General features: G+C 45.6%; 26 protein-coding genes. 6 read left to right on the top strand and 20 right to left on the bottom strand.

Features of this window, described 5'->3' with window-relative positions:
- Positions 1-183: 183 nt before the first annotated feature.
- From thiD to QVE09_RS27725, 6 genes are all read right to left on the bottom strand, one after another.
- Positions 184-996 (bottom strand): bifunctional hydroxymethylpyrimidine kinase/phosphomethylpyrimidine kinase, encoded by an 813-nt coding sequence (gene thiD / locus QVE09_RS27750; protein ID WP_017692191.1) that lies wholly within the window; start codon positions 994-996, stop codon positions 184-186.
- A 105-nt stretch (positions 997-1,101) separates the two neighbouring features.
- Positions 1,102-1,800: an ABC transporter permease gene (locus QVE09_RS27745; protein ID WP_315939412.1), complete on the bottom strand. Its 699-nt coding sequence runs from the start codon at positions 1,798-1,800 to the stop codon at positions 1,102-1,104.
- On the bottom strand, positions 1,793-2,716 hold the full coding sequence (locus QVE09_RS27740) for an ABC transporter ATP-binding protein (protein WP_100529857.1): 924 nt from the start codon (positions 2,714-2,716) through the stop codon (positions 1,793-1,795). Before QVE09_RS27740 ends, QVE09_RS27745 begins: the two co-directional genes overlap by 8 nt.
- Before the next feature lie 127 nt (positions 2,717-2,843).
- Positions 2,844-3,776 carry a sensor histidine kinase gene (locus tag QVE09_RS27735; protein WP_315939411.1) on the bottom strand — a complete coding sequence of 311 codons (933 nt, stop codon included), beginning with the start codon at positions 3,774-3,776 and terminating at the stop codon, positions 2,844-2,846.
- Positions 3,773-4,438, bottom strand: coding sequence for a response regulator transcription factor (locus QVE09_RS27730; RefSeq protein WP_397387113.1), 666 nt, complete (start codon positions 4,436-4,438; stop codon positions 3,773-3,775). The genes QVE09_RS27735 and QVE09_RS27730 overlap by 4 nt, the downstream gene beginning before the upstream one ends.
- 202 nt (positions 4,439-4,640) lie before the next feature.
- The gene (locus QVE09_RS27725) at positions 4,641-5,492 is read right to left on the bottom strand and encodes a DegV family protein (RefSeq protein ID WP_315939409.1); all 852 of its coding nucleotides are present in this window, start codon (positions 5,490-5,492) and stop codon (positions 4,641-4,643) included.
- Between the two features lie 305 nt (positions 5,493-5,797).
- Here QVE09_RS27725 and QVE09_RS27720 point away from each other — a divergent pair, with 305 nt between their 5' ends.
- From QVE09_RS27720 to QVE09_RS27705, 4 genes are all read left to right on the top strand, one after another.
- A complete protein-coding gene (locus QVE09_RS27720) occupies positions 5,798-6,574 on the top strand; it encodes an ABC transporter permease (protein ID WP_315939408.1) in 777 nt (258 codons plus the stop codon).
- Positions 6,571-7,371, top strand: a complete 801-nt coding sequence (locus tag QVE09_RS27715; protein WP_315939407.1) for an ABC transporter permease — start codon at positions 6,571-6,573, stop codon at positions 7,369-7,371. The genes QVE09_RS27720 and QVE09_RS27715 overlap by 4 nt, the downstream gene beginning before the upstream one ends.
- Before the next feature lie 22 nt (positions 7,372-7,393).
- Complete coding sequence (locus tag QVE09_RS27710) at positions 7,394-8,362, top strand: ABC transporter ATP-binding protein (RefSeq protein WP_315939445.1); 969 nt, start codon at positions 7,394-7,396, stop codon at positions 8,360-8,362.
- 96 nt (positions 8,363-8,458) lie between these two features.
- A complete protein-coding gene (locus tag QVE09_RS27705) occupies positions 8,459-9,136 on the top strand; it encodes a M14 family metallopeptidase (protein ID WP_315939406.1) in 678 nt (225 codons plus the stop codon).
- Positions 9,137-9,224: 88 nt separating this feature from the next.
- Here QVE09_RS27705 and QVE09_RS27700 read toward each other — a convergent pair whose 3' ends face one another.
- The 13 genes from QVE09_RS27700 to tnpA all read right to left on the bottom strand — a co-directional run bounded on the left by QVE09_RS27700 (position 9,225) and on the right by tnpA (position 23,051).
- The gene (locus tag QVE09_RS27700; protein WP_315939405.1) at positions 9,225-10,280 is read right to left on the bottom strand and encodes a serine hydrolase domain-containing protein; all 1,056 of its coding nucleotides are present in this window, start codon (positions 10,278-10,280) and stop codon (positions 9,225-9,227) included.
- Between the two features lie 165 nt (positions 10,281-10,445).
- Positions 10,446-10,847, bottom strand: coding sequence for a MerR family transcriptional regulator (locus tag QVE09_RS27695; RefSeq protein ID WP_315939404.1), 402 nt, complete (start codon positions 10,845-10,847; stop codon positions 10,446-10,448).
- A 26-nt stretch (positions 10,848-10,873) separates the two neighbouring features.
- The gene (locus QVE09_RS27690; protein WP_315939403.1) at positions 10,874-12,361 is read right to left on the bottom strand and encodes an alpha/beta hydrolase family protein; all 1,488 of its coding nucleotides are present in this window, start codon (positions 12,359-12,361) and stop codon (positions 10,874-10,876) included.
- Between the two features lie 84 nt (positions 12,362-12,445).
- A complete protein-coding gene (locus QVE09_RS27685; RefSeq protein WP_315939402.1) occupies positions 12,446-14,008 on the bottom strand; it encodes a glycoside hydrolase family 32 protein in 1,563 nt (520 codons plus the stop codon).
- A gap of 42 nt (positions 14,009-14,050) precedes the next feature.
- Positions 14,051-14,881 carry a carbohydrate ABC transporter permease gene (locus QVE09_RS27680; protein WP_397387109.1) on the bottom strand — a complete coding sequence of 277 codons (831 nt, stop codon included), beginning with the start codon at positions 14,879-14,881 and terminating at the stop codon, positions 14,051-14,053.
- The gene (locus QVE09_RS27675) at positions 14,878-15,762 is read right to left on the bottom strand and encodes a carbohydrate ABC transporter permease (RefSeq protein WP_091019202.1); all 885 of its coding nucleotides are present in this window, start codon (positions 15,760-15,762) and stop codon (positions 14,878-14,880) included. The genes QVE09_RS27680 and QVE09_RS27675 overlap by 4 nt, the downstream gene beginning before the upstream one ends.
- A 146-nt stretch (positions 15,763-15,908) precedes the next feature.
- On the bottom strand, positions 15,909-17,234 hold the full coding sequence (locus QVE09_RS27670) for an ABC transporter substrate-binding protein (RefSeq protein ID WP_315939401.1): 1,326 nt from the start codon (positions 17,232-17,234) through the stop codon (positions 15,909-15,911).
- A gap of 161 nt (positions 17,235-17,395) precedes the next feature.
- Positions 17,396-18,376 carry a LacI family DNA-binding transcriptional regulator gene (locus QVE09_RS27665; RefSeq protein WP_315939400.1) on the bottom strand — a complete coding sequence of 327 codons (981 nt, stop codon included), beginning with the start codon at positions 18,374-18,376 and terminating at the stop codon, positions 17,396-17,398.
- A 92-nt stretch (positions 18,377-18,468) separates the two neighbouring features.
- The gene (locus QVE09_RS27660; protein ID WP_315939399.1) at positions 18,469-18,912 is read right to left on the bottom strand and encodes a FixH family protein; all 444 of its coding nucleotides are present in this window, start codon (positions 18,910-18,912) and stop codon (positions 18,469-18,471) included.
- A gap of 19 nt (positions 18,913-18,931) precedes the next feature.
- Positions 18,932-19,381 carry a disulfide oxidoreductase gene (locus tag QVE09_RS27655; RefSeq protein ID WP_124118173.1) on the bottom strand — a complete coding sequence of 150 codons (450 nt, stop codon included), beginning with the start codon at positions 19,379-19,381 and terminating at the stop codon, positions 18,932-18,934.
- Positions 19,382-19,570: 189 nt separating this feature from the next.
- Positions 19,571-21,193, bottom strand: coding sequence for a copper amine oxidase N-terminal domain-containing protein (locus QVE09_RS27650; RefSeq protein ID WP_483874301.1), 1,623 nt, complete (start codon positions 21,191-21,193; stop codon positions 19,571-19,573).
- Positions 21,194-21,567: 374 nt separating this feature from the next.
- The gene (locus QVE09_RS27645; RefSeq protein WP_315939443.1) at positions 21,568-22,647 is read right to left on the bottom strand and encodes an RNA-guided endonuclease InsQ/TnpB family protein; all 1,080 of its coding nucleotides are present in this window, start codon (positions 22,645-22,647) and stop codon (positions 21,568-21,570) included.
- Between the two features lie 5 nt (positions 22,648-22,652).
- On the bottom strand, positions 22,653-23,051 hold the full coding sequence (gene tnpA, locus QVE09_RS27640) for an IS200/IS605 family transposase (RefSeq protein WP_315939397.1): 399 nt from the start codon (positions 23,049-23,051) through the stop codon (positions 22,653-22,655).
- A 267-nt stretch (positions 23,052-23,318) separates the two neighbouring features.
- Between tnpA and QVE09_RS27635 the strand changes: the two genes are divergently transcribed.
- Positions 23,319-23,525 carry a hypothetical protein gene (locus QVE09_RS27635; RefSeq protein ID WP_017692174.1) on the top strand — a complete coding sequence of 69 codons (207 nt, stop codon included), beginning with the start codon at positions 23,319-23,321 and terminating at the stop codon, positions 23,523-23,525.
- Here the strand turns inward: QVE09_RS27635 and QVE09_RS27630 are convergent.
- On the bottom strand, positions 23,522-24,412 hold the full coding sequence (locus QVE09_RS27630; protein ID WP_315939396.1) for a phosphotransferase: 891 nt from the start codon (positions 24,410-24,412) through the stop codon (positions 23,522-23,524). The genes QVE09_RS27635 and QVE09_RS27630 overlap by 4 nt on opposite strands.
- A 190-nt stretch (positions 24,413-24,602) precedes the next feature.
- Here QVE09_RS27630 and QVE09_RS27625 point away from each other — a divergent pair, with 190 nt between their 5' ends.
- Complete coding sequence (locus QVE09_RS27625) at positions 24,603-25,712, top strand: stalk domain-containing protein (RefSeq protein WP_315939395.1); 1,110 nt, start codon at positions 24,603-24,605, stop codon at positions 25,710-25,712.
- Positions 25,713-25,811 lie beyond the last annotated feature (99 nt).

The raw sequence follows: 25,811 nt of genomic DNA, 5'->3' as shown, positions 1-25,811 counted from the left end.
CATGTTTTGGAATGACCCCATGATATATACGATTAATATAAGCCAAAAGTTACTAATTTTTATAAAAATTCGCATACAAAAGAAGCCGTCAACGAGCAAGCTCCAGCTCATTGACAGCTACTTGAATGAAATCGAAGTGTGTTATCCAGAAGCGATGCGCTACTGCGCGCTCCCTGGCAACACTTAACGTTGTTGCTCCAGACGGTGTGCCACATGCAGTGTCGGACCAACAAAACGGTTGAGCGGGAATCCGCCGGCAATCGCTTTGGTCACGAAGGCTTTACCTTCACGAACAGCCTCTTTCACTGAAAGACCACGAGCCAATCCTGCGGTAATCGCCGCAGACGTAGTGCAGCCTGCACCATGCGTATATCCGGAGCCGACAACATCGGCTTCAAACCATTCGTAGTTGGTTCCATCATAGAGTAGATCCATTGCTTTACCCGGGCTAATGACACCTCTGTCCTTGATCAGAACATGTTTCGAGCCATGAGCATGAATTGCTGCTGCCGCTGCTTCCATCTGTTCCTTGGAGCGAATCGGTCCACTCTTCGCCAGTTGAGATGCTTCGAACAGATTAGGTGTAACCAGATCAGCACCTGGCAACAGGAATTCGATCATCGCTTCCGTATTTTCCGGTTGCAGTACTTCGTCTGTACCTTTGCAGACCATTACCGGATCGATAACGATCTGTGGCAGACCGCTGCGGCGAATATGTTTTGCTACCAGTTCAATGATATCTACAGAACCGAGCATGCCTGTTTTCATGGCATCGAAACCGATACCGTCCAGAACAGTGCGAAGCTGGGCTTCAACCACATTTAATTCCACAGGAAAGACCTGGTGATCCCATGTCTCGGGCTCCATCGCCACAACTGTAGTCAGTACGGTCATGCCATACACACCCAGCTCCTGAAAAGTTTTCAAATCAGCCTGAATACCTGCACCGCCGCTCGTGTCCGAACCAGCTATTGTTAATGTTTTTGGAATCGTCATGGTAGTTGCATTCTCCTTCGTGTCTCAGTTGACATTATCCTATCCCTTGTACGAGCGGATGTCAATGGCATCTGAAGCCATACAGAGCATGGTTTTCCGAATGATTCAGTTCACATCTTTTGTCTCCAGACGAACCATGGACATCGAAGCAATCCATATCCCTATTGCTCCAAGGGTCAGAGGGATAATAATAAGCGAATGAATGGAAACTTCCGACCCGTTGAATCCGGAGCAGACAATCAAAACCAGCAAAATGGACGAGACCATTGTAATTGTGACAGAATGCTTACGCATACCGAAGAATAGGGGAATGAGTGCCATACACGCAGCCGATAAAGAACTCATACTGTACATCACCAGAAGTCCCAAAATATCCTGATTCGTCAATGATCCGGGAATGAAGAAGTAGAAATGATTAACAATCAACAGCAGTGAACCCATCAACAGGTCGGTAACCATAATCATCACAAATGTAAAACCAAACACGATAATCAATTTGGCAGCAATGATTTTATGACGCTGGATGGGATAGGTGAACATGACGTTCATCGTTTTATTTCTATACTCACTGATCACCAGCTTGGATAATAAAGCTCCTGCAAATATGATAAAGGTCGCTCTCACAAACGTATCAATAATCATAAAGGCAGTCTGGTAATCGGCATAAGCATAATCTTCTGCTCCCACATCCACGAATCCAATCATGATCAGGAAAAGAAGAACGGCTATATTGGCAATACCTGCACCTGCAAAATTACGTGCAAAACGATGCTTCCGCATCTCAAGTCTGATTAGTTTAAGCAACGTCTTCATCCCCTTTCACAAGCTTCATGAAGTGTTCTTCCAGGGAATGAGCCCGTTTGGATATCGATTCAATCTCTATGCCGTGTTGGATCAGCTTGGTGTTAAGTTCCGATGGAATGATTCCCGGATCATAGATGCGTAACGTTTGGTCATCGACCAGTTTATAATTACTCAAACCAAGCTGGTGTTCAATGACATAGGTCGCTTTGCGGATATCCACCGCCTGTAACTCGATGTACTCATTTTGACTTCCGCGAATGCTCTCCATCGATACTTCCTCCACCAAGCGACCGCCGCGAATGACACCAACTGTGTCAGCAATCTGCTCTATCTCACCAAGGATGTGACTGGAGACCAACAGGGTAATGCGATACTCATTGCTAAGGCGCTTGAACAAATCTCGCATCTCCCGGATCCCTACAGGGTCCAATCCGTTGATCGGTTCATCCAGAATGAGCAGTTCAGGTGTGGTTATAAGTGCACGAGCCAGTCCCAGCCTTTGCTTCATGCCCAAGGAGAAGTCCTTGACCGGTTTCTTGCCCGTATCCTTCAGCCCTACCATTTCCATCGTATTGTCGATGATCTTTTTGTTGTGAAACCCCATGTATTCACAGTGAAGCTCCAGATTCTCGCGAGCAGACAGTCTATCGTAGAAAAAAGGATATTCAATAATACTCCCCATTCGCTTCAGCACTTCATAAGAGGTCGGCGTAAGCTTCTCCCCAAACAGTTCTATCTCCCCTGTGGTTGGTTTGACGAGATTGGTGAGCATCTTCATGATGGTTGTTTTACCAGCACCATTCGGACCGAGGAATCCATAGATCTCACCTTGCTTAATATTCATATTGACGTTAGATACAACCTCCACCCCTTCATATACTTTGGTCACATCTATTGTTCGTGCGATATAATTCATCGTCCTTGTTCTCCTTTACGTCCCCTGTCCGGGTTCCTATATCTATATTGTAAAGAGAAAAGTCTTCTTTTTTATTAATCAAATCTTACAAAAACCTTAAGTCTGACCGGACACACCAACGCAGGGTCTACCAAGCCTTTAAGGTAACTGAGAATGCAGTCCGTTGATGTGGCACACTATGCAAGTGAATACTTCCACCCATCCGTTCAACTAGCCGTTTCGTAATGGTCAGTCCCAGGCCGCTGCCTTGATAAAGTCGATTACGGGAATCCTCCAATGTATACATGCGTTCAAACACACGACTATGCTCGCTCTCAGGAATCCCTTTTCCCTGATCCCAGATCTGTAGCGTCACAGGTCCATCTATCGAATGATCAAGTGAAAGTCCCAGTACCTTACCATCTACCCCGTATTTCATTCCATTGGTAATGAGATTATCCAGCACACGGTCCAATGCTTCTTCATTCGCTTGCACGAAAATATCACCATCAGGTATCTCCAGCTCCACGTGCAACCCCAGATTCGTCAACATTTCATAAAAGGAAAGCATCTTTAACCGGCATAATTCGCTTATATTTACTCGACTAAGCACTAACTCCCTGTCTCCAGATTCCAGCTTCGCCAGATCAAAAAAAGAATGGATCAAACGCAGCACTTCCTGCGCCTTATCTTGTATTTTTCCCGTCATAACCTTCCGTTCCTGATCGGTCAGTGATGGGCTGTGCAGCAAGGTCTCACTATAACCCAGCACAACGGTGAGCGGCGTTTTCAGATCATGCGAAATGTTGGAGAGCATATTACGCATCTCCTTCTCCTGGTTCGCATAACCGGCCTTAGCGCGGTGCGCATAGTCCAGCAGCTGGTTCATATCTTTCAGAAGCTGGCTAACTTGATCATCACTGTTGAATACGAGTAAGCGCTCAAAGGTGCCTTGATCCAGGATATCGGATATTTTGTGATGAATATAGGACAGGTGTTGACTGCGTTTCCGCAATCTCATCCACAACCCAATGACTACAATGGTTAGAATACCTGTTGAAATAGTAAAAATCAGTGTCATGTCTGCTCTGCCTCCAACTTATATCCGATGCCCCAGAGCGTCTTGATATATTGGGGAGCCGAAGGGTCCGCCTCCAGTTTCTCACGCAGCCGACGCATATGTACGTTAATGATATTTTCGTCTCCATAATAATGATCGTTCCAGACCGAAGCGTAGATCTGAGCCTTGGTGAACACTTTGCCGGGATGAGTAACCAATAACTTCAGGATGCCAAATTCCTTGGACGTCAGCTTGACGGTTGTACCTTCACGCTCCACCTCGTACGTCTCCATATCGACCAGAAGTCCGCCAATGCGAATACGCTGATCTTTAGCCACTTCAGCCACAGGCGGGGTGGTATAATTGGCGCGGCGAATCGCAGCTTTAATACGGGCAGTCAGTTCGATTAACGAGAACGGTTTGCTCAAGTAATCGTCTGCGCCGAAGCCCAGACCTAACGCTTTGTCCACCTCCCCATCCTTCGCAGACAGAATGAGTACAGGTACCAGACTGACTGCCCGAATGGTTTGCAGCACATCCATCCCACTCTTGCGGGGCAGCATCAAATCCAAAATAACCAGGTCATACCCAGGTTGTGATTGGCTGAACTGACGCTCTGCCTCTAAGCCGTCATATGCATACGTGACGTCGTATCCCTCTTTTTCCAGATAAGGTCCAACCATTTCACTAATTGAACGATCATCTTCAACAAGCAATAAGCGCTGACTTGACACAAGTTTCCCTCCAACACGAACATTTTTCTTTATTACCTCACAGTTTGTATGAATTGGCAATGACATACGAAAAAACCTGACAGAATCATCACTTGGGATAAAGTGTGCTTCCTGTCAGGTCTATGCGGTCTATAGATGAGTATTTATGCTTCTAATTCCTATATCCGTTCTCACTGTGTATCCAGCACAATCCAATGGTTCCTGCACCTGCATGGATACTTACGACAGGGATGAACGGCATGATTTCTGTCTTTAATCTGGGCAGGAGATTAGCAATCTGCTTCTTGATTGTAACGGCTTCTTCCTGATTGTTCGCGTGCATAATGCATACATGCTTTACTTTCTCCATATCCAGCTTAAGCATATCTAGCATACGATCTTTCGTTCGCTTGAACGTGCGGATCTTCTCATTCACAACCACTTTGCCCTCCTCAAATCGGAGCAGCAGATGGATCTTGAGCAGTTGACTGATGATCAGCTGTGTGCCGGACACCCTGCCACTGCGATGAAGATTCTGAAGGCTCGCTGGTATGAGGTAAAAGGACATGTTATCAATCATCTGTTCAATATTTACTTTGATCTCGGAAGCCGAGCATCCCTGCTTCTGCCATTCCAATCCTTGCATAACCATCTCACGAAGAGGATAGGCACCTGCCTTTGAATCAATTGCGGTCACCGTCACACCTGCAATCTCTGCAGCCTGGATAGAAGTATGCAGCGTTCCGCTAAGTGCAGTAGAGCAATGAATCGTAATAATCTCATCATACTTGTCTTTGAGCGATTCATACAGTTCAATGAACTCGCCAATCGGTGGCTGCGAACTGCTCGCACGTGAAGCCTCCGCAAGTTTCTCATAGAACATTTCAGATGTGATGTCATCGGTTTCCCGGTAACATTCCTCTCCAAATACGATGCGCAGCGGTACGATGTAGATATGATTTTGCTCCGCAAAAACGGGATCCAGTGTACTGGTACTATCGGTGACCCATGCAATTTTCTTCATGACATCCTTCTCTCTTGCCGGATTGTTCGTTCTGTATCCTCAATCGTCAAGCACAAGCCCGGCGGTTTATTTAAAATTTGAATATTTCACATTGTAAACGTTTGCGATACTACCTCTCAATTATAAATGAACGGACAGACCGTTGTCTTGTGGCGCAATCATGAACACCCCTGTTAATACCATTATTAGCTAAAAAAATGTCTTGCCTGTGAAGGAATAAATTGGTATGCTGTTGTCCTTCTCTCTTTTTCGCCTTGACTGAAGTGAACGGAAACGCCGTTCAATCCACTTATCGGAGGTGTCACATGCTTTATTTCACTCTGGCTTCCAAAGCCTACTCCCGGAATCTGCAATACCGTGGGGCACACATGGTACATAACTTGGCAAGCGCCATGTTTGGTTACATGTATGCCTGCCTCTGGATCGGCATCGGGGCCGACCATAATCTCGGAGAATACGGGACACAGGGGATGATCAGTTACATTGCGTTCACGCAATCCTCTCTCTGGATCTCGGGTTTTCTCACGAATGGATTGGGTATTCCCTTATCCGTCAGGACAGGGCAGATCGCACTGGATCTGATGAGGCCTGTTCATCTGTTCACCCACCTGATGGCACGCGAATGGGGGCAGATTGCCTACCAGTTCGTGTACAAAAGTATTCCGATCTACCTGCTCTTCTCCATTGTCTTTTCCCTGCATTGGCCCTCAGACGTTTCAACACTATTCTATGCCGCACTTGGTCTTGCCGGCGCCGCATACTTGTCCATCTGCATGAACTACATCATTGGTGCCACGTCGATGTGGACCACGGAGTCCTCTTGGCTTCACTGGGGCAATCACGCGATGATGAATCTGCTGGCTGGTTTTTTCATTCCGCTGGAATGGCTACCGGACTGGCTTGAACAACTTGCCTGGATATCACCCTACCCTTTCCTGCTCTATGTACCGACCCGAATCTATCTTGGTTTCGAAGATGGCTCCTTGTTATGGGGAACCTTGCTTTGGTGTGTCTTTATGACGTTGATCTGTCTTGCGATTACCCAAGTGTTACGTCGTAAAGTGGAGGTACAAGGCGGATGAAGCGAACTTCCTGGTTCAATTTATATAAAATGCTGATTCGAACAAGCATCCGCAGCCGGATGCAATACAAGTTCAATTTCATCATGGCGTCCGTACTGGCCGCTTTAATTCAGATCTCCGAGTTTCTAATGGTTGCTCTGGTGCTGCACAAATTCGGAGCCATTAAAGGCTGGTCCCTCCATGAAATCGGCTATCTCTTTGCCATCATGACGTTATCCAAAACACTGTACCGGACATTCGGCAATGAGGTTCATCATTTGGAAAAATATCTGGTTAATGGTGAGCTTGATCAACTGTTAACTCGTCCCATGCCCGTATTGCTGGCACTGCTGCCGCAAAACTTCCGCATCATGGCTGGGGAAGTTTTGCAAGGCGGGTTCATTCTCTGCTGGTCTTTGGCAGGTATGATGCACAGCGGACAGATTGGCTGGATAGCCATTCCCTTCTCCCTGCTCATTATCCTGTCGGGCGCAGTCATTCTGTTTTCCATCGGACTTGCTACCGCCACACTCGGATTCTGGACCACACGTATCGAGGAATTACAGACGATCACTGAAGATGCAGCACGAACGGCTGCCCAATATCCGCTAACGTTATATCCCAAATGGATGTCTGGCATTCTGTTAACGGTGATTCCGGTGGGATTCGTCAACTATATTCCGTCACTTTATCTGCTACGGGGTGAAGGAGGAGCGTGGATTCTTGTTGCTGTTGCGGTGGTTGCCGTGCTGAGCTTGGCTGTAAGTCTGCGTTTCTGGCAATTCGGCATGACCAAATATCAAAGTACAGGTAGCTAAGGAGGCGAAACGAATCATGAACATGATCACAGCAAGGCATCTGCAAAAGGAATTCAAAACTCCTGTTATTCGCGAAGGGCGTTTCTCTGGATTACGTACGTTATTTTCACGTGAATATGTGTCCAAGGAAGCGGTACGCGATATCAGTTTTGATATCGGCCCAGGTGAGTTTGTGGGTTACATCGGTCCGAACGGGGCTGGCAAGTCTACCACGATCAAAATGCTGACAGGTATCCTGCACCCAACCTCGGGTGAGGTAAGGCTTGACGGTATGAACCCGCATCAGGACAGGCGCAGGACCGTTGGTCGACTGGGCGTTGTGTTTGGACAGCGCAGTCAGCTCTGGTGGGATCTACCCGTGAAAGATTCATATGATATTCTGGCCGAGATGTACGGCGTCCGTGCCGAGGACAAAAAGAGACGGCTGTCCCAGTTCGCCGAGCTGCTGGACCTCGAATCGTTCTGGGCCACGCCTGTCCGGAAGCTCTCGCTTGGACAACGCATGCGTGCGGATCTCGCAGCTTCCATGCTGCATGATCCCGAACTGCTTTTTCTCGATGAACCAACGATCGGACTGGATGTGAACGCAAAGCGGAATATTCGTCAATTTCTACGTACATTAAATGAAGTGTTTGGCAAAACAATTTTGCTGACCACACATGACATGGACGACATCGAGCAGTTATGCAGCCGGGTCATGGTGATTAACCATGGTCAACTGACATATGACGGCACGATCTCGTCACTTCGCGAAACCATCGGACTACCTACGCTGATTCGGGTAACGTTCCGAGGAGCGTTTCACATCCCGGATGTTGTGTCGTCCGCGATACATATTACAGGAGTGGAAGGGCAGATTGTCACCTTCGAAGTGAACCGGAAGGAATGGAGCACAATGGACATTCTGAAACAGTTGGAGCACTGGGGTGAGATTGAAGATGTAGAGATGAAAGAACCCGATTTCGAAGATATTATTCATCGGGTGTATTAGTCGACCAATTTTGTGAGGAAATAGGATGAAGACCTGTTCTTACGCCGTTACATGAAAGAGGGACATGGCGTACTGTAATAACGGAGGTGAAGCGACATGCTTGTGACCAAACATGTCCTTGCAGCATCCAGCGTACACGCCACTCCCTATTTCATCGTACGTGGCATGATGCCGGGACCGGTGATGTTCATTACATCTGGGGTTCACGGGAACGAAACGGCCAGCATGGCTGCTGCGCAAAAACTCGCAGATGATATTGCGACAGGTCGTCACGTCATTCAGCGAGGGCTGTTAATTATCGTGCCACGTGTGAACCAGAAAGCCCACGCCAAAAAAATCAGAGGCAAGCCAGATCTGAATCGTACCTTTCCACGCCGGATGTCAGGCAAGGCCAAGCATCCGCTCGCTGCGGCGGTTTTTCAACTGGCGCGTAAACATCAGGCCAACTGGTGGCTCGATCTGCATGAAGCCAACGGCCTGTCTCAACTGAGTTCACGAGTGCTTGGACAGACGTTGATCACCAATCCCGGCAGTCGGACGATTCCAACTTGCAGAAGAGTTATCGAACGGATGAATCGGTCGATTGCCATTCGTGATCGTCATTTTAACCTCAAGCAGCATGAATTGCCGGGATCTGCCCGTACAGCGGCTTCAAGACTATTACAAGCCCGTTCCGTCACGGTAGAGACCTGTTGGAGTCTGAAACGCTCGACCCGTATCAAGTATCAGACGGAGATTGTGCACCATTTTCTGCGTGAAGCGGGTATGTCATGATTGAGATCATTAAGATAGAACTAAAAGAAACCTCGAACAGAGAGCGTCCGAAGTACATCTTTAGGTGCTCTCTATTAGAGGTGTTTTTTTATCTCTGCATCATTGCTTCCAGTATTTTATTTCCTACAGGGTCCAACGGCATGAGTGGATAAAGGTCTTTTTTAGTTATAAACTTGAATATTGCATCCAGATACTCATCCACAATGGAGGCTGATCCAAAACAATAATTAGATAATAATACGATGCCTATACCCTGTTCCTTGTTTAATGCTAAATAACTGTTAAAACCAAATGTACCCCCGTTATGCCAGAGTATATTCTGATCTGAGATGTTATCACTAAACCAAGCGTAATGATGAGTCGAATCTCCAATCATTATAGGCATGTGACTTTGTTGTATTGCAGAGGCGGGCGGATGATCTTCATTCAGATTGGCCTGTACAAATAAACTCATATCGTGAAGAGATGACTTGATCGCTCCTGCCCCTTCATGTACACCCGTATCCCAGTGAGGCATCTTTTTCCCCGTTGACGTATGTCCATCCACAAATCTGCCATTCTGTTCTGCATTCAGCATAGCTGCTGTCTCCGTCATGTTTAATGGACCTGTGATATATTTTTTCAGCAGATCGTCATATGTACTGCCTGATACTTTACATAGGATATAACCCAGTAAGCCCACGCCGGTATTGGAATACTCAAATGAACCCATCTGATCCGTAAAGTCAGCATCGGATAAAAAAGCAAGTAAATCATCCTCCGTATAATTTGAATACGGATTGTATCGATTTTTCTTCGAGGACAGGTTTGTGGCAACTCCGGGTAATCCAGAGGTATGCGTCGCAAGACTTTTTAAGGTAACCTTATTCAAATAATCGTTTTTGCCATTGTGTATGTACTTGCCAACCGTGTCATCCGTGGAAAGTTGCTCTTGACGTTCCAATTCTAATAGAAGGATCGATGTAAAAAGTTTGGTTACAGAGCCGATTTCGAACAATCTGTGTTCGGGAGCAGCCACGCTCTTCTTTTGGGGATTGCCTAATGAATGATATTCGATATCTTCCTTCGTAATAACGCCAATCTCAAGATGCAGATGTTTCTTTCCTTTGATGTAATCGGATACAAAACCTTGTAAATCTCTCATAGAAAATGTTACTCCTTTTATGGTGTGGATCTCATTATTGGAATATTGAAATTACGTTAACCACCACTATGTATTGGCAAACTACACTATGTATTCGTTTTAAATCTCCGATTCCCTGCTCGTTAGCCAATGCCTGTTTTCTGCTAAACAGGAAAAGAGCCGCATTTACGGCTCTTTCTTTTGCACCCTGAACGATTGAATATAATTGTCGATATCGTCCTCCGGTGTATGCAACAATCGTGCCAGATGAATCTGCATCTGTTCCAGATGGTCAATATGTTTCTGAATGTCAGCGATGCGTTCGCGTACAAGGGTTTTTAACGTATCCTTTTCCATGTCTTCCTGGCTGAGCAGTTGCAGGGTCTCTTGTATCTCCTTTAAGGAGTAACCCAGCAGCTGGGCATCCTTAATGAACTTGATTTTGACCAGATAATCCTCGGTATACACCCGATATCCGTTGGAGGAACGACGGGGAGCAGGCAGAATTCCACTATCTTCGTAATAACGTAGGGTTGCCATACTCACACCGGTACGCTTAGCCAACATTCCTCTTGTCATGGTTTCCATGCCTACTCCTCCACCCTTCTGCGGATTTATTGTGTTTGTTTGTTGCGTATCTTAGTATATGTGGCATCATAGGTGGCCTCGGGAAATTGTGCTGAAGATCCTTGCAGCAATGGCTGCTCTTCCCCTTTCAGATAACGGTCAAAGAATGCCAGCGCATAGGATCTGGTTATATCCACATTATGTTCTGGCGTCATGCCTCTGGCAAACAGTTTCGGTGAAATTAATGAAATATCCGTAAAGCTTTGATGGAAGAAGTCCTCCACCGTCAGATAATAGGTATCATTAAGGCTATTCGTCATCACTCGATCCAGATCTGGCTTAAACTCTGGATAGGCTACTTTTTCCGTTTCGGTGGCATCGGGTTCCAGACTTTTGGCGGTTCCACCCGACATGATATACATAAACGGCTGTTTCAGGGCTGTCGTGGATACCGATCCCCAGAATCCGCCTTCCAAACTCATTCCTGCCTGGAAACGTTCATCCTGCGCCAGTGCTTCCGCTGTTGTTGCCCCACCATACGAATGTCCCATGATGCCGACGTGATCGAGATCAAGCTTGCCTTCGAGCAGTTTATTCGGATCATGTGAATTCCACTGGGTAAGCGTATCGAGAACAAAGCTTGCATCATCTGCACGTATGCCAATGCCTTCTACATTATATTGATATAATTCCGCTGACGTTGCAAATTCAGGGTCAGCCTGATAGGAAACTGCACGTCCATCGGGGAATGTCACTTGTGCTGACGTATAAGGGTGATCTATCCCCACGACAATGTAACCATGGCTAACCAGTTCCTCAATCATCGTCATGCTCTGAAAACGGGCTGAGCGGATACCCGGCGAGAATAGCAGTACCGGATACTTGCTCTGGGTGGCGGACATCTCAGCTCCTTTTACCACATGTGTTGGAATGGTATCCAGATAACTGAATACCTGAGACGGGATGCCAAACACCAGGCTGATCGCTTCTCCCAATTCACTAGGGTAATGCTCCAGCGGCAGCCCTTGGGCGGACTTCTGATCCACCGGGTACCATACATTAATCATAAGTTCACGCTTGTCCCCCGCCTCGAGTGTTTTGGTCTCTTCACGAGATTCATCCACCAGGTGCTCAGAGAACGTGCCAATAGCATATGTGCCGGTTGGTTCAGGCATCGTAAAGGCAGGTAACAGCCAGGTCAGTATGATTGAACCTGCACTGAAGGCCAGAACCAGAATCGATACCAGTGTCATCTTGATTTTTGAAAGACGGTTGGGTCTCCGCGCGCTCTGAACATAACGATCACCGCGGTATGATTTCATGAGTTGAATGATTAACGTAATGAATAATACTAGACTAACAAGATAGGTTGCGATCATCTGCACGCGAAATGAATTGATCAAGCCATGCAGAAGCACTGCCAGAACCAAAGCTGTGAGTGTCCCCACTGTCATTGCCCGGCGCTTCGGAAACACCAGCATAAGTACCGTAGCAGCTACGGTTACCAATACCAAAATCCATTCTAAAATTCTCATTATTCAGCCTCCAATATTTCTTGATAAAAAAAGAATAAACCTTGAAGTATACTTCAAGGTCAAGGCTGAATTTTAGATAGAATTTTATCGGCGAATTCGTAAATTCCATTTGCGAAGTTCGGTCAACGTACACGTTCCGGACGAGAAAGCCTTGATACCTGTTGAGTTCGGCCCAGGATAGATCCGCCCTGTCATCACTTGCTCCCCCTGCTGAATGAACACCTCAACGGAGCTGACATCCATAAAAATATGAAGTTCCAGCTTCCCGTCAAGCAGTTCCACTGTTGCAGCTCGTTCTCCGCCCGGCCCTTGTCCAGCCTGCTGGCGATTCAAGCATAAACGACGCTGCTCTACATCATAGGAAATCACGGTTTCTTCATCCTCACCCGTTCGCAGCTTCAACCCGAAGTGTCGTGCCTGTTCCGCTTCGAATACAGCATATAGTTCGTAACGTTCTCCGCTGATTCCAAGATCAAAATCATGTTCGTCACCGTTTAAATGAATACCATACTGCTCGGTGCCTTCTGACCTGTACTGTATAAGTTCGGGAAGAGGCTGGAATATCAATCGTTCTCCCCTACGAATCAATTGTCTTGGCAACGTCATCGCTCCAGCCCAGGCATGGGACTGTTGTGTCGGGATTTCCGTTTCCCACGTATCCATCCAGGCCACCATGATTCGTCGTCCCTGTGCATCCTCCATCGTCTGAGGTGCGTAAAAATCAAAGCCACAGTCCAGCGGAATGTACTGCTCATACTTCAGCACACCCTGGTCTTCATCCAGCGTTCCCATCATATAAACGGTCGAATGCAAGTTGCGATAGTTATCTCCCTGAGCAGGCATGCGTTGCGGAGACATGATCAGCACATCTCGGCCATCCAGTGTGAACAGATCCGGACATTCCCAATTGTCACCAAGCGTCCCGTCACTCTGGGCCATAATGTTGACATAACTCCAATCCAGCAAGTCCATTGAGCGGTATAACAGAATGACACCTTTGCCCGCAGCATCATTCGATCCAAGGACGCAATAGTACACATCGTTTCGTTCAAACACTTTTGGATCACGGAAGTCCTTCGGACTGGTATGCTCTGGGATTTGATCCAGCCGAATGACCGGATTCATCGCGCTTTTGACAAAATCAATCCCATTGTCCGAGACAGCGATATTCTGTGTCTGCAAGTAATCGTTATCCTTGTCGGGTCCAGTCACGACATGTCCCGTGTACATCAGCACCAATTTGCCATCCTGCACGATTGCACTTCCAGAGAAACAGCCTCCACTGTCGTAGCTCTGATCGGGCGCCAGTGCAACAGGCAGATAAGACCACGTAACCAAATCACGGCTCACCGCATGGCCCCAGTGCATCGGTCCCCATACCGGTTCGTAGGGATAATGCTGATAGAACATATGATACATCCCATCGAAGTATATGAAGCCGTTGGGATCATTCATCCAGCCCACCTCTGGCATCAAATGATAGGCCATTCGATAGGTTGGATCAACCTGATGTCGATGCGCCTTGATATATGCGTTGGCCCGGGCGAGTGTATAACTCTCCTTCGTTTGAGCCGAAGAACTCATCAGTCCAAGGTCTGTCTCTTGCCTTGTGTCTATTTCCTGCTTCTCGCATCGTTCCTGGTTCATATGTCCTTCACTCCTGTCTCTCTCTATATCACCCAACTGAACTTATTTGATAGCCCCTTGCATGACCCCCTGAATAATGTACTTCTGCGCAAACAGATAAACGATCAGGACAGGCAGCAGGGTCAACACCAGACCAGCCATCAATGGACCGTAATCCACTGTGTATGTCCCATAAAAATAAAACGTGGACAGCGGCAGCGTTCGCTGCTCGGATGAAGTCAGCACCAGGGATGGCAGCAAAAAATCATTCCATATCCACAATACATTCAGTACGCTAATTGTTACGGTTGTTGGCAGCAAAACCGGCAGTACGATACGGAAAAAGGTCTGCACTCTGCCGCAACCATCCATTAAAGCCGCTTCTTCAAGCTCCAGGGGAATACTTTTAATAAAGCCATGGTAGATAAATACGGCGAGCGGACTGCCAAAGCCAATATACATGTAGATCAGCGACCACTTGTTATCCAGCAGGCTAAGCGAGCCGTATATTTTAACCAGCGGAATCATAATGGCCTGGAACGGAATAATCATCGCAGCTACCATCAGGAAAAAGAGATACTGATTCAGCTTGCTTTTGTGACGAACAAAGTAATGGGCTGTCATCGCCGCAAAAAGAGCAATCAGTAAAACACCTGCAATGGTAATAAGCAACGAATTGCTGAAGGCGGATACATATCCCATTTTGTCAAACGCATTGACGTAATTATCGAATTGAAAGGAGCTTGGCAAGCCCAGCGGATCGGAGGTAATTGCCTGGTTAGCCTTGAACGAATTGACGATTAGAAGTACAAACGGAAATACAAACAAAATCATCACAACGATTAATGCAATAAACTTCATCCAGTTGAGAATGCGCGATTGTCCAGCCATCATGCCTCGACCTCCAGTTTTTTGCTGAAATAGACCTGGAGCAATGTAATGGCGGCTACAAGGATAAACAGAACAAAGGCTTCTGCCTGACCCAATCCGTAGTCACGAGCAAGAAAGGCCTGCTCATAAACATGCATGGATACCATCTCTGTGCTCTTGAAGGGCCCACCACTGGTCAGGGAGACGTTCAGATCATACACCATGAATCCCCGTTGCAGTGACAAAAAGATGCAAACAATAAACGAAGGAACCATCAGTGGCAATACAATGCGCGCCAACATTTTGCGATTACTTGCCCCATCAATGCTGGCTGCTTCCATAACATCCTTCGGCACATTCATCAGTCCTGCAATGTAGATAACCATCATATAGCCGGCATACTGCCAAACGGTCACCACAATGAGTGCCCAGAACGCTTTATCAGGGTCAGCCAGCCAGGAGGTGGAAAACAGAGTAAGGTTCATTTTTTGTCCTGCAAAAACGAGTACCTGATTAAAAATAAACTGCCAGATGAAACCAAGCACGATTCCGCCCACCAGATTCGGCAGGAAAAATCCGGCCCGAAACCAGCCCTGTGCCTTCATTCCCCGAGTTACAGCGTAAGCGAGCAGGAAGGCAACCGCATTGGTCAGCACAACGGTAATAAATACGTACTCCAGCGTCATCCCGAATGATTTCCAGAACACCGTGTCCTTGAACACACCGATGTAATTATCCCAGCCAACAAAGTTTTGATCGATGGCAATGCCATCCCAGTTCGTAAACGTCAAATAAATACCATACAAAAATGGAATAATCATCACCGTAGCAAACGCAAATAATGTCGGGCCAGTAAAGATCAGGCGAGTGCGCAGACGTGTCCATAATCCTTTTTCGGTCAGCATTGTCATCCTCCACTCTATCCAAATGATTAGCCTAACGGTTATGCCGGAAACAAGTTGAACAGACCTCATATGGAAGCTGTACATTCATCATCTCCGGCTACCGCAAGTCTCTCTCTATGTGCTGCACAGGGCTATGATTAATTCCTTTATTTCATGTTGCTCCAGTATGCCTGAATTTCACTGGCAAGTCCGGCACGGTCAATGACGTCAGCCAAATATTTCTGCATGGATGCACCCAGTTTGGACCAGTGATCCGCGGGAAGTGTGCTCATTGATTCCTCGATTTTGCCTGCCTTGATGTATTCACTAATGGATTTGCCAAGTGGATCGGTTGGCTCCAATTTAATGTTGCTGAATGCCGGAATAATACTGGCTTGATTCACCAGGAAATCCTGACCTTTTTCGTTATAAACGATCCAGTCCAAAAATTTCTTCGCTGCTTCCTGCTGCGCTGGTGTGCTCTTTTCCTTATCCAGCAATATTCGTTTGGATACAGCAGCAGAGATTTGCGTATTACCGAAATCATCTGGATTATTGCTCACAGGTACCGGGAGGAAACCGTACTTTCCATCTGCTGTATCAAAGCTTGAAATTTGCGGCCATGCCCAGTTGCCCTGGAACCAGATCCCAACCTCACCCTTGCCAAGCACCTCAGGTCCACGCTCATAGGTTCCAGACAGTGGAGAAGCCTTGTCAATATTGTAGGTTTTCATCAGATCAAATGTATCTAACAAGCCATTAAACACGGCGTTGGAAGCAAGGTTCACTTGACCTGCCTTCAAATCAGTAATGAATTGGTCCACCTTCGCGCGGTCCTGCGACTGCCCACCATATGCAAGCCCCAGATAATGCGCACCAAGCGACCAATCCATCGGAGATACAATCAAAGGTGATTTTCCAGTAGCAGCGATCTTTTGGAACAACTCATCAAGCTGTGCAGTGGTCTGTACAGACTTTGGATCGAATGTCCCACCTACCGCCTGATCCAAGACATTCTGGTTATAGATGAATCCATATCCTTCAATAGAGAACGGGAAGGCATAATTTTTGCCATCAAACGTTGTAGCCGCTGTACTGTTCTCCACTGCATCCTTCATCCAAGACTCGGATGTGAGATCCAGAACGCGATCCTTGAATTTCTCGACATCTCCTGTATCCAGCATCATCATCGTTGTAGGGCTGCCGGAGGCATACAGAGCAGACGCTTTTTCAAACGGAGACTGTCCACTGCCTACAGGTACAATTTCGAGTGTTATATTTGGATTTTCGGCATGGAAGTCTTTAGCTGCTTGTTCCAACTGACTGTTAATTTCCGACTTGGAATTAAGCAAGGTGATTTTGACACTCCCACTGCTGCTACCCTCTGAGGAGGAGTTGGACTCCGTCGCTGCTTTACTTCCACATGCCGACAATACAAGCATCATAATCAATGACAATACCGATAATTTCATCCATCTCTGTTCTCTTTTCATCTTGTTATGGCCCCCGATCAATAGTTTAAAAGGAAACGCTTACAAATCGAATTATAATGTCAAAGGTTTGACATGTCAATCGTTTGACATACCATTCAAAAAAATTTTTCTTTACTTCATTTCTTCGTGGCAAAAGGACGAATAGGAAAAAACGACCTGTATCAGGTCGTCTCTCTCTCCACGATGTTAACTGGCAAAATATGCTCCATTCCGATCTTCTCTTCCGCGAACTGGCGCCGAATCAGATCAATCGCCAGCTTAGCCATGGCCTCCACCGGTTGCCTGATCGTTGTAATGCCAGGCACCGTATACGCTGCCGCACGACTGTCATCATAACCTATAATAGCAATATCGTCGGGTACCTTGCGCCCACCTAACACGATCTGCTTCAGCGCATGCACCGCCATCAGATCACTCGTTACAAAGAGCCCATCCACCTCGGGGTGTTGTGCAAGCAGCTTATCCACCAATTCCGTATACTGATGCTGATCAAACACATTCAGATCGGTTTCATGAATCATGACCGGTTTGACTCCATGAGCCTGCAAGGTATCAACGAAACCTGTCGTCCGGCGATTGGACAGCATTTGCAATTCCAAATTACCGCAGATATGTGCCAGATGTCGTCTGTTCTTCGAGAGCAACAATTCAGCAGCCATAACCCCTCCCTGATAGTTATCAGATGAGATAAACGGGATGTCTTCACCGATCTTACGATCAAAGGTCACGATTGGGGAATGCAGATTCATATACTCATCAACTTCCAGTGTATGACTTCCCATAATAATGCCATCCACGCGATTACCCTTGAGCATTTCCACATATTCACGCTCTTTGGAAGGGTCCATGTGGGAATTGCATAACATAATTTTAAATCCATTCTGGTAAGCATGATACTCAACATAGCTAGCCAATTCTCCAAAAAACGGATGGGATACATCGGGAATAATCAAGCCTATCACATTGGATTGCTTACGCAGAAGAGAACGGGCAATTTCGTTGGGTCGATAGTTCAGTTCGTCCATGGTTTGATACACTTTGTCCCGAGTCTTCTGACTGATATATCCCCGGTTGTTTAATACACGCGAGACGGTAGTTACAGAAACTCCTGCCCTGAGTGCAACATCATGAATAGTTGCCATAACAGCCTCTTTTCCTACAACATTCTTCATACCTTTAACATTATAAACCTACTGCTAACCCTGAACCAAACCCTTGGTACCCGCCCGCTGCTTCATTCCGCTACAATTCTCGCTCTCGGCATGCTATGCATAGCTCCGTGCGTAACATGGACCTGTACCACATACGTACCTGGTTCTTCAAAGGTATGCTGGATTTCATACAGCCCTTCCTCTGCCTCAGTAGCAGTAATGGCCCCCTGATTCTCCAGTTCGTCGGCTGTCATCATACCTTGTTCCGGAGATACAGAAGGCGGATCATCAAGCTCATTCCAGATCTGGAATTGCACATGGTCAGCATGACTTAACGGTGCATCTCCCTGTGTAAGATTCACCTGCAACCGTGTTGGTTTATGAAGAGAAGTCTTCTCTGGAACGTCAAGTTTCACTTTGATCATCTCCGGCATCTCGCCTGATTGTGACTGTTCCTCATAAGAGCATCCCACCGTCAGGAGGAGCAGAATAATGAAGGGCATGAACCAACGAGCTTGTCCGCTCATCACCATCTATCCTTTCTTATTAAGAAGATTTTGGTGTTTTGCCGATACCCCACAGCATCACGATGATGATAATAAAGGCGATCAGTGCCAGTAATGGAATCGTGATGAAACCAAACCAGTTCAAATAGTCGGTATAACATGGAACCTTACCGCACGCAACGGCATTACCTGTAGCCGAAAAAATACGCTGGATTGTTACATGATATAACGAAATGCCGCCACCGACGAAACTAAGTGGGAGTACGTATTTGGTGATGCCCACGTCATCCTTAAAGTAGGCAATACCCAGCAAGATGGTTAGTGGATACATGAATATACGCTGGTACCAGCATAGATCACATGGAAGATATCCCTTGATCTCACTGAAATAGAGACTCCCCCCTGTTGCAATAACGGAAACGGCCCAAGCAACAAATAACCGGGTATCCACATTTCTCGCTGGGCGCTCCGATTTTGATGATGTACTCATTCCTCTGTCCCCCTCTTCATTTTGCTTATACCAAATTATCATACATCATTCTAGACTCCATCGGCTATTCAAGCTGTTATGTAGGTCATTACTCGATGATTATACCAAATATCTGGAACTTTTGGGTGAATACAAAAAAGCTGCCGTATGGGGCAGCTCTTTTGTTTGATTCATATATAAAACGTTGTATTACATCGATTTAGTCAGCGTAATGGAACCATCTTTTTGTGCCCATTTCACGTCCCAGTTCAGAAGTTCAGCAATGAAGCGCAGAGGTACTTGCGTACGTCCATCTTTGTTTACAAATACAGTTGCACCTACGTTTTTCTTCACGCCGTTCACTTCCATAACGTTGTTGTTCACCCAGAATTCAAGAGTATCATCGCCAGCCATTACCGTTACTTGCTGTGCTTTTTTGTCCCATTTCACCGTTGCGCCAATACCTTCACTCAAGAAACGCAATGGAATGTATGTTGTGTTTTTCCAAAGCACTGGTGTAGTGTCCATGTTGGTTGTTTTGTCGTTAATTTTCAACAGTTTGCTGTTCAGTTTCATCCACACCGTTGTCATTTCTGGCGCTGGTGCAGGTGTTGCTGGCTCTTGGAATTTGTCATTGAATTGAGTCACAATGGCGTTACCCAGGGCTTGACCTACACCAAACATCACTTTGAAGCCTTCACGATTTGTTGTGTAAGAAGCATCGTAGTTACCTGCTGCATATTGATTCAATACGTTTTGCACTTGATTCTCATGCGTTGTCAACGCTTGTTGTCCTGCTGCTTTTGGCAGATTGCCAGCTGTTGCTGAATCCAGGAATGTAGCAAACTCTGTTGTAAATCCGTCAATACGTTTCTCTACTGCTGCACGAGCCGAAGCATCGTTGTTTTTAACAGCTTTTACATAGTCACTTTGTGCATTAACGTGATTGGTTACCCAAATTTTCTCGAAAGCATTGGCACCATCGTTACCGTAAACGGAAGCAATCGCTGCTTTGAAGTCAGCTGTGTTTCCAGCTTCAGCTGTAATCAGTGCGTTGGAAGCGGCTGTACGTCCATCAAATTCCTCTTGCATTTGCAGAGCCGAAAGTGCAAAATGCTCGGAAGCCAAGTGGTTAAGTGCAGATCTCAGATCGGCTGCTTTGGTATCCGCTTTGGTATTTTCAAATTTCTCAGGCATTTGTGTAGTAATTGCTGTGGAGAGTGCCTTACTTACGTCGAACATTTCTTTGAAACCTTCACGGTAAGCCTTGTATGCATCAGCGTAATCTCCAGCTACATACTCATCGAATACTTTTTGCACAAGATCTTCATGTACTTTCAGTGCCTGTTTGGCTGCTGCTTTTGGCAACTTGCCTTCGGTAGCTGTGCTCAGGAATGTGGAGAACTCATCCACAAAACCGTTGATGTTTGCTTGTGCTTGTTTGATTCCAGCCTGGTTGCCCATTTTGGTTGCTTTCACCAGATCATCTGTGTATTTGTTATGAGCGCGGAAGATGCGTTCGAATTCTTTGGCACCTGCCTCACCGTATAGGGAAGCGATGGCTGGTTGCATATCCAATGCATTCTGGTCGAGTGCTTTGTAGGCTGCATCTGCATCTTTTGCTCCGTCATATGCTTTGGCCATTGCTGTTACTGCGAGTGCAAAGTGCTCGGACAACAGGTGGTCCAGGTTCGCTCTCAGGTCAGCCGCCGGTGTGTTCACGGATGCTTTCATCATTGTCATTGGTGTCTGTGGTGCATAAGCTGCTCCAGCGATCCCCGGCATCAACAGTGTCAAACTAAGTACAGGTGCGATAAACTTCTTCATTTTCATTTTCATTACGTGTTCACTCCTCGATTATGTTTTGTGTATAATTTCTTTCCTCGTCGTCGTCTTCATAGGGTGTAACGCAGGGTTCTCTATTCTGGATCACTCTGTCGGCAAAAAAAATTCGCAACCTTCAGTGAAGAAAGCTGCGAATGCCTGTTGTATCAAGGTTTTTTAATATTAAAAAATAATAAAACTATAGTGATCTTTCCGATCCAAGACTACATACATACTTTGACACTCCCACCCCTAAAGGGGCAAGATCACTAAAGTGATTGGGATTCTTAGCTAAGCTTAACGTCCTCATTTCATTTCTGCTTTGGACAGATGCTAAGATTAGGATATGCCATTACCCCTCCTAAGACAGTGCATATAGCACCTTAGGCTGATTGACTGTTACCGCCAATCACAGTTGCGTAGCGAATATTCATCGCCCCAACGATATCACGATGTTTCTTGAATCCACATGGGCACGTATATCTTCTATCTTGCGCCTTGTTCTTTTTTGAACATTCTGGACAGGTTTGACTTGAATATGCAGGGTTCACATATTCCACTTTGAGCCCTGCCATATTTGCTTTGTATTCAATAAATTGTGCCAAACGGTAGAATGACCAACTGTGTAGATTCTTTTCGTTTTTACGACTTGTTCTTGTCGTCTGCCTAATATTCGTTAGTTTCTCTAAGCGAATGACAGAAGTCTTATTTTCGACTGCGAAATTAACGATTTCACGACTGACTTTGTGGTCTTTGTCTTTCATCCATCGTTGTTCTTTATCATCTAACTTGCGAATAGCGTTCACTTTCTTTTGTTTTCCTAGCTTTTGACGAACACTACGAAACTTCCGTTTCTTGTATTTGTTTTCTCGCCCATTCCCAAAGAAGCGAGCGTGATCATTATCTGTGATGGCTACGGCAGGGACTTTCAACCCTAAATCAACGCCCAAAATTCGCATACCCGTTTTTTCAGTTGTTGGCATGGTGACAGCAATTTGGGCTATCCACTTACCTGAGCTTTTTGTGACACGGAGTGTACCAAGTTTATGCTTCAAAAGGTCAACGTTTCGATGGTCTTTGTCGATGAACAATGCACGAATTTTTAAACGCTTAGATTTTCCCTCTACCATGAATGGAATGGAAATGTGCGTGAAGTCAAGAGAATAGTTTTGGTTATTCCATACGCAAATCGGTTTCTTTAGGATCGGTATGATTGCGTATTTACTTTTCTTAACTTTGGTAGAGAAGACACTATTCGCATCTTTAATCGCTTGATTTTTTACTGCACTTGGTAAATTAGCAGGAATGTCTTTTGTTGTCTTCTTCAACCTTTTCTTTTCTTCTACCATCTCGGCTACGAGTGTATTAACAACTCGGATATATTCATGACTACTTTGTTGCAATAGTTGGATCTGCTCTTTAGTCAGCAGCAGCTTTACCTTAACCGTTATGGTCTGAGACAGTTACTTCACCCCCTTGTCTTTTGTTGTTCAACATAACGCTTGATGGTCTCACTTGATACATTTCCAGCGGTAGAAACAAAATAGGAACGTGTCCACAAACTGGGCAAATGCAGAAGGTGTGGAAACTCTTCTCGTAGTTTTTTTGATGTGACTCCTTTTATTTTTGCCATGATATCAGCAGGGCTTAATGTTGGAAGTGCATTGAGAAACATATGTGTATGGTCTTTGTCGCACTCCATGGCAACAATCACAATTTTAAGCTCTGCACATACCTCATGCACCAGTTCCTTGAAGCGCTGTTCTACCTCTAATTTGAGAAATATCTTTCTTCTGTATCGTGGGCAGAACACAAAATGATAGTTCAACAAAGATACGGTTGTGTTTGTTCTTCTATAATCATTCATATCTATATTGTATCAGTTTAATAGATGAATTGAAACAAGCTGAAAAAATTAAGAACGCACACATTTCGGATACTTGAAGCATCACAATAGTGATACTCCGTATCCGACCTCACTTTCATCCCACATCTAAAGAATTGGGCTTTCTCGTTCGGGGATTCTGTAAGACAGATACTTCATTTCCCTTATTTTCTCAAATGAAGCTTACATCAAAGGTTAACTTGAAGTACAATAAAGACATATCATATCATTCGCGAAGGAGGCCCATTCATGACCTGGTTGCCTTATGTTTTAATTGTGGGTATCGCCTTGTTTGGAGGTATTGCTACCATGATCATCGGAAATTCCAAAGCCAATCAGACCAGCAACCCCGAATATGACCGCCGCACAAAGCAAAACCTAAGCAAACTTTCCTATGTATATGTTGGTGCGATTGTACTTGGTTTTGGCGGATTAATCCTTTATCTGTTTAACTAAAATGTTTCGATTCGGCAAAGAATACGTTCAAACATGCCAAGCATCTTCAGTTTTCGTTCTACATATCCAATGGTTGAGGGGCCATCTCCCCTCTCCCTGATTACTGCCAAAAATCCGCGTAACATCCATACTTGTAACTGTTCATAAAGCTGCCTCCTGTTAAAATCAGCATTCTCCTGCACATAACCATCTTCAAAGTTAGCCATAATCTTTCCAAGTTCTTGCCGATGTGTTGACGAGGGAATTGTAGAAGTCAGTACAGCTGCCAGATCGAAATGACGATTGTCCATTCTTACTTCACCGAAATCAATAATGTAGATGGACTCTTTTGTAAACAACAAATTCCACATGCCCAGATCCCCATGAATGACTGAATGGTTCGTCTTGCGAAATTCCAGACACTCCTCTGTAAGTTGGGCTAACGTACGAATTTGTTCAGATGACGAGGCTAACACTACATTGGAAACCTCACGCCATAATTGAGATAACTCGAAACGATCATCCATACCAGCAACCTTAAGATGATTCGTCATACGATGAAAAAGGCCGACCACCTGACCTAACCGAACAAAGTCAATGTTACTTTGGGAACGCGGAAGCAAATCCTCTATGTAGATCTGCAAATTATAAATCTCATAATTATATGTGATATACGGAATCTTATATTTTGTCTGTACCATGGATGGTGAAATGTTTACGGATGCCAATGCCTGAACCATTTCATACTCAATCCACGCCTGTTGTTCGTTCCTCAGCTTACGTAAAACGAACTTACCTTGTGTAGACTCGATCAGCATCGCTTTAGAACTATTACCGTGTTCTATGGCATTAAATCCTACAATATTCCCAATATTATAATGAACTGCCACATAATGAAAAATGGTCACGCCTTCACCTCGTTTTCTGATCCTAAGCGATCTATTCAACAAACAGATGCTAGTCTCCTGTATATATACACATGTTTACAAGTTGGAGATAACTCAGAATTATTCTGGATATGTTCGGGGTTTAATATAAAGCCATAAGGGACAGCGAGCCCATTAAACAAAACTAAACCCCAACTTGAAGGAGAGATATATGATGAAAAAAAACGTGAAGAAATCCGTAGCAACGATGATGGTACTGGGCATGACTTTAACAGGAGCAACGGGCGTATTCGCCGGAACACAGCTGGAGAAAATCTCCGCATACCTTAATCATGGAATCAGCTTTAATGTTGATGGGGCGGCTTACTCACCAACGGATAGCAATGGCAACAAACTTGCTCCAATTACCTATAACAACTCCACTTATCTGCCTGTACGTGCGCTGGCCGATGCGTTGCATGTACCCGTATCCTATGACGGCAAAAAAGGGCAGGTTATTATCGGCCAAGCTACGAGCAATCCATCAGCTCTGACGAATGTAACGTATAGTGCAGCACAAAAAGAGGCCATTCAAAAGGCTTTTGCACAATTCGATGGGTTTGAGACCGCTTATGCCCCTCAGCAGATGATCGCAGGTGACACGTTCAAAAGTGTAGGTGCGGGTGGCGACGGCGTAAGCTTTATTTTTAGCCATATGAAAGTGGATGTATCTCCAAGAGATTATTCGGACGGCTATACGAGCAAAGACGTGAAACTATCCAATGGGGTTATCGCCAAATGGTACACACTCGATCAAACGGGCATGCTCACATTCCAACTGGATGATCGCTACGTTACCCTAAGATCACCGGATCATAAGCTGAGTCAAGCTCAGTTGCAACAAGTCGCTGTCTCTGTTCAGAAAGCAACTGGCAACAACGATCAAGGGATCACTGCATTCGCAGATGTAAACTATAGCAAACAACAATTGGATAACATTCGCAAAGCATTTGCGAAGTTTGACGGGTTCACAACAGCCTATGCCCCACAACATATGGCTGCTGGAGATACGTTCAAAAGCGTAGGTGCAGGCGGTGATGGTGTAAACTTTGTTTTCAATCGTATGAATGTCACGGTATCCCCTAAAGACTACTCGTTCAGCTATGATGGCAAAACGGTAAAACTGCCTAATGGCGTATCAGCCAAATGGTACACACCAGATCAAACGGATATGCTCACATTCAAGCTGGATGATCGTTATGTAACCATCAGCTCACCGAATAACCAATTGACTCATACTCAACTGGAGCAAATGGCGGTATCTGTACAAAAAGTGAAATAAACAAAAATAAACACACTTCATTTCGGTCCCGCTCTATGAGCTGGGGCTGATTTGATGTGTGTTACGTATGCTCAAGCTCTGCTGCAAAGACTTCTTCCT

The sequence above is a fragment of the Paenibacillus sp. ClWae2A genome (genome assembly GCF_032452295.1).
GTDB lineage: Bacteria > Bacillota > Bacilli > Paenibacillales > Paenibacillaceae > Paenibacillus.
Note: the sequence above shows the minus strand (reverse complement) of the source record. Positions and strands in the feature narration are given on the sequence as shown.

Coding starts and splice junctions, on each gene's coding strand:
- QVE09_RS27650 (WP_483874301.1), bottom strand. CDS start 21,193: ATGAAAATGAAGAAGTTTATCGCACCTGTACTTAGTTTGACACTGTTG.
- QVE09_RS27680 (WP_397387109.1), bottom strand. CDS start 14,881: ATGATGGCTGGACAATCGCGCATTCTCAACTGGATGAAGTTTATTGCA.
- QVE09_RS27635 (WP_017692174.1), top strand. CDS start 23,319: ATGACCTGGTTGCCTTATGTTTTAATTGTGGGTATCGCCTTGTTTGGA.
- QVE09_RS27675 (WP_091019202.1), bottom strand. CDS start 15,762: ATGCTGACCGAAAAAGGATTATGGACACGTCTGCGCACTCGCCTGATC.
- QVE09_RS27735 (WP_315939411.1), bottom strand. CDS start 3,776: ATGACACTGATTTTTACTATTTCAACAGGTATTCTAACCATTGTAGTC.
- thiD (WP_017692191.1), bottom strand. CDS start 996: ATGACGATTCCAAAAACATTAACAATAGCTGGTTCGGACACGAGCGGC.
- QVE09_RS27670 (WP_315939401.1), bottom strand. CDS start 17,234: ATGAAAAGAGAACAGAGATGGATGAAATTATCGGTATTGTCATTGATT.
- QVE09_RS27695 (WP_315939404.1), bottom strand. CDS start 10,847: ATGGAAACCATGACAAGAGGAATGTTGGCTAAGCGTACCGGTGTGAGT.
- QVE09_RS27655 (WP_124118173.1), bottom strand. CDS start 19,381: ATGAGTACATCATCAAAATCGGAGCGCCCAGCGAGAAATGTGGATACC.
- QVE09_RS27710 (WP_315939445.1), top strand. CDS start 7,394: ATGATCACAGCAAGGCATCTGCAAAAGGAATTCAAAACTCCTGTTATT.
- QVE09_RS27740 (WP_100529857.1), bottom strand. CDS start 2,716: ATGAATTATATCGCACGAACAATAGATGTGACCAAAGTATATGAAGGG.
- QVE09_RS27690 (WP_315939403.1), bottom strand. CDS start 12,361: ATGAGAATTTTAGAATGGATTTTGGTATTGGTAACCGTAGCTGCTACG.
- QVE09_RS27705 (WP_315939406.1), top strand. CDS start 8,459: ATGCTTGTGACCAAACATGTCCTTGCAGCATCCAGCGTACACGCCACT.
- QVE09_RS27685 (WP_315939402.1), bottom strand. CDS start 14,008: ATGAACCAGGAACGATGCGAGAAGCAGGAAATAGACACAAGGCAAGAG.
- QVE09_RS27730 (WP_397387113.1), bottom strand. CDS start 4,438: ATGGTTGGACCTTATCTGGAAAAAGAGGGATACGACGTCACGTATGCA.
- QVE09_RS27665 (WP_315939400.1), bottom strand. CDS start 18,376: ATGGCAACTATTCATGATGTTGCACTCAGGGCAGGAGTTTCTGTAACT.
- QVE09_RS27715 (WP_315939407.1), top strand. CDS start 6,571: ATGAAGCGAACTTCCTGGTTCAATTTATATAAAATGCTGATTCGAACA.
- QVE09_RS27720 (WP_315939408.1), top strand. CDS start 5,798: ATGCTTTATTTCACTCTGGCTTCCAAAGCCTACTCCCGGAATCTGCAA.
- QVE09_RS27625 (WP_315939395.1), top strand. CDS start 24,603: ATGATGAAAAAAAACGTGAAGAAATCCGTAGCAACGATGATGGTACTG.
- QVE09_RS27725 (WP_315939409.1), bottom strand. CDS start 5,492: ATGAAGAAAATTGCATGGGTCACCGATAGTACCAGTACACTGGATCCC.
- QVE09_RS27660 (WP_315939399.1), bottom strand. CDS start 18,912: ATGAGCGGACAAGCTCGTTGGTTCATGCCCTTCATTATTCTGCTCCTC.
- tnpA (WP_315939397.1), bottom strand. CDS start 23,051: ATGAATGATTATAGAAGAACAAACACAACCGTATCTTTGTTGAACTAT.
- QVE09_RS27700 (WP_315939405.1), bottom strand. CDS start 10,280: ATGAGAGATTTACAAGGTTTTGTATCCGATTACATCAAAGGAAAGAAA.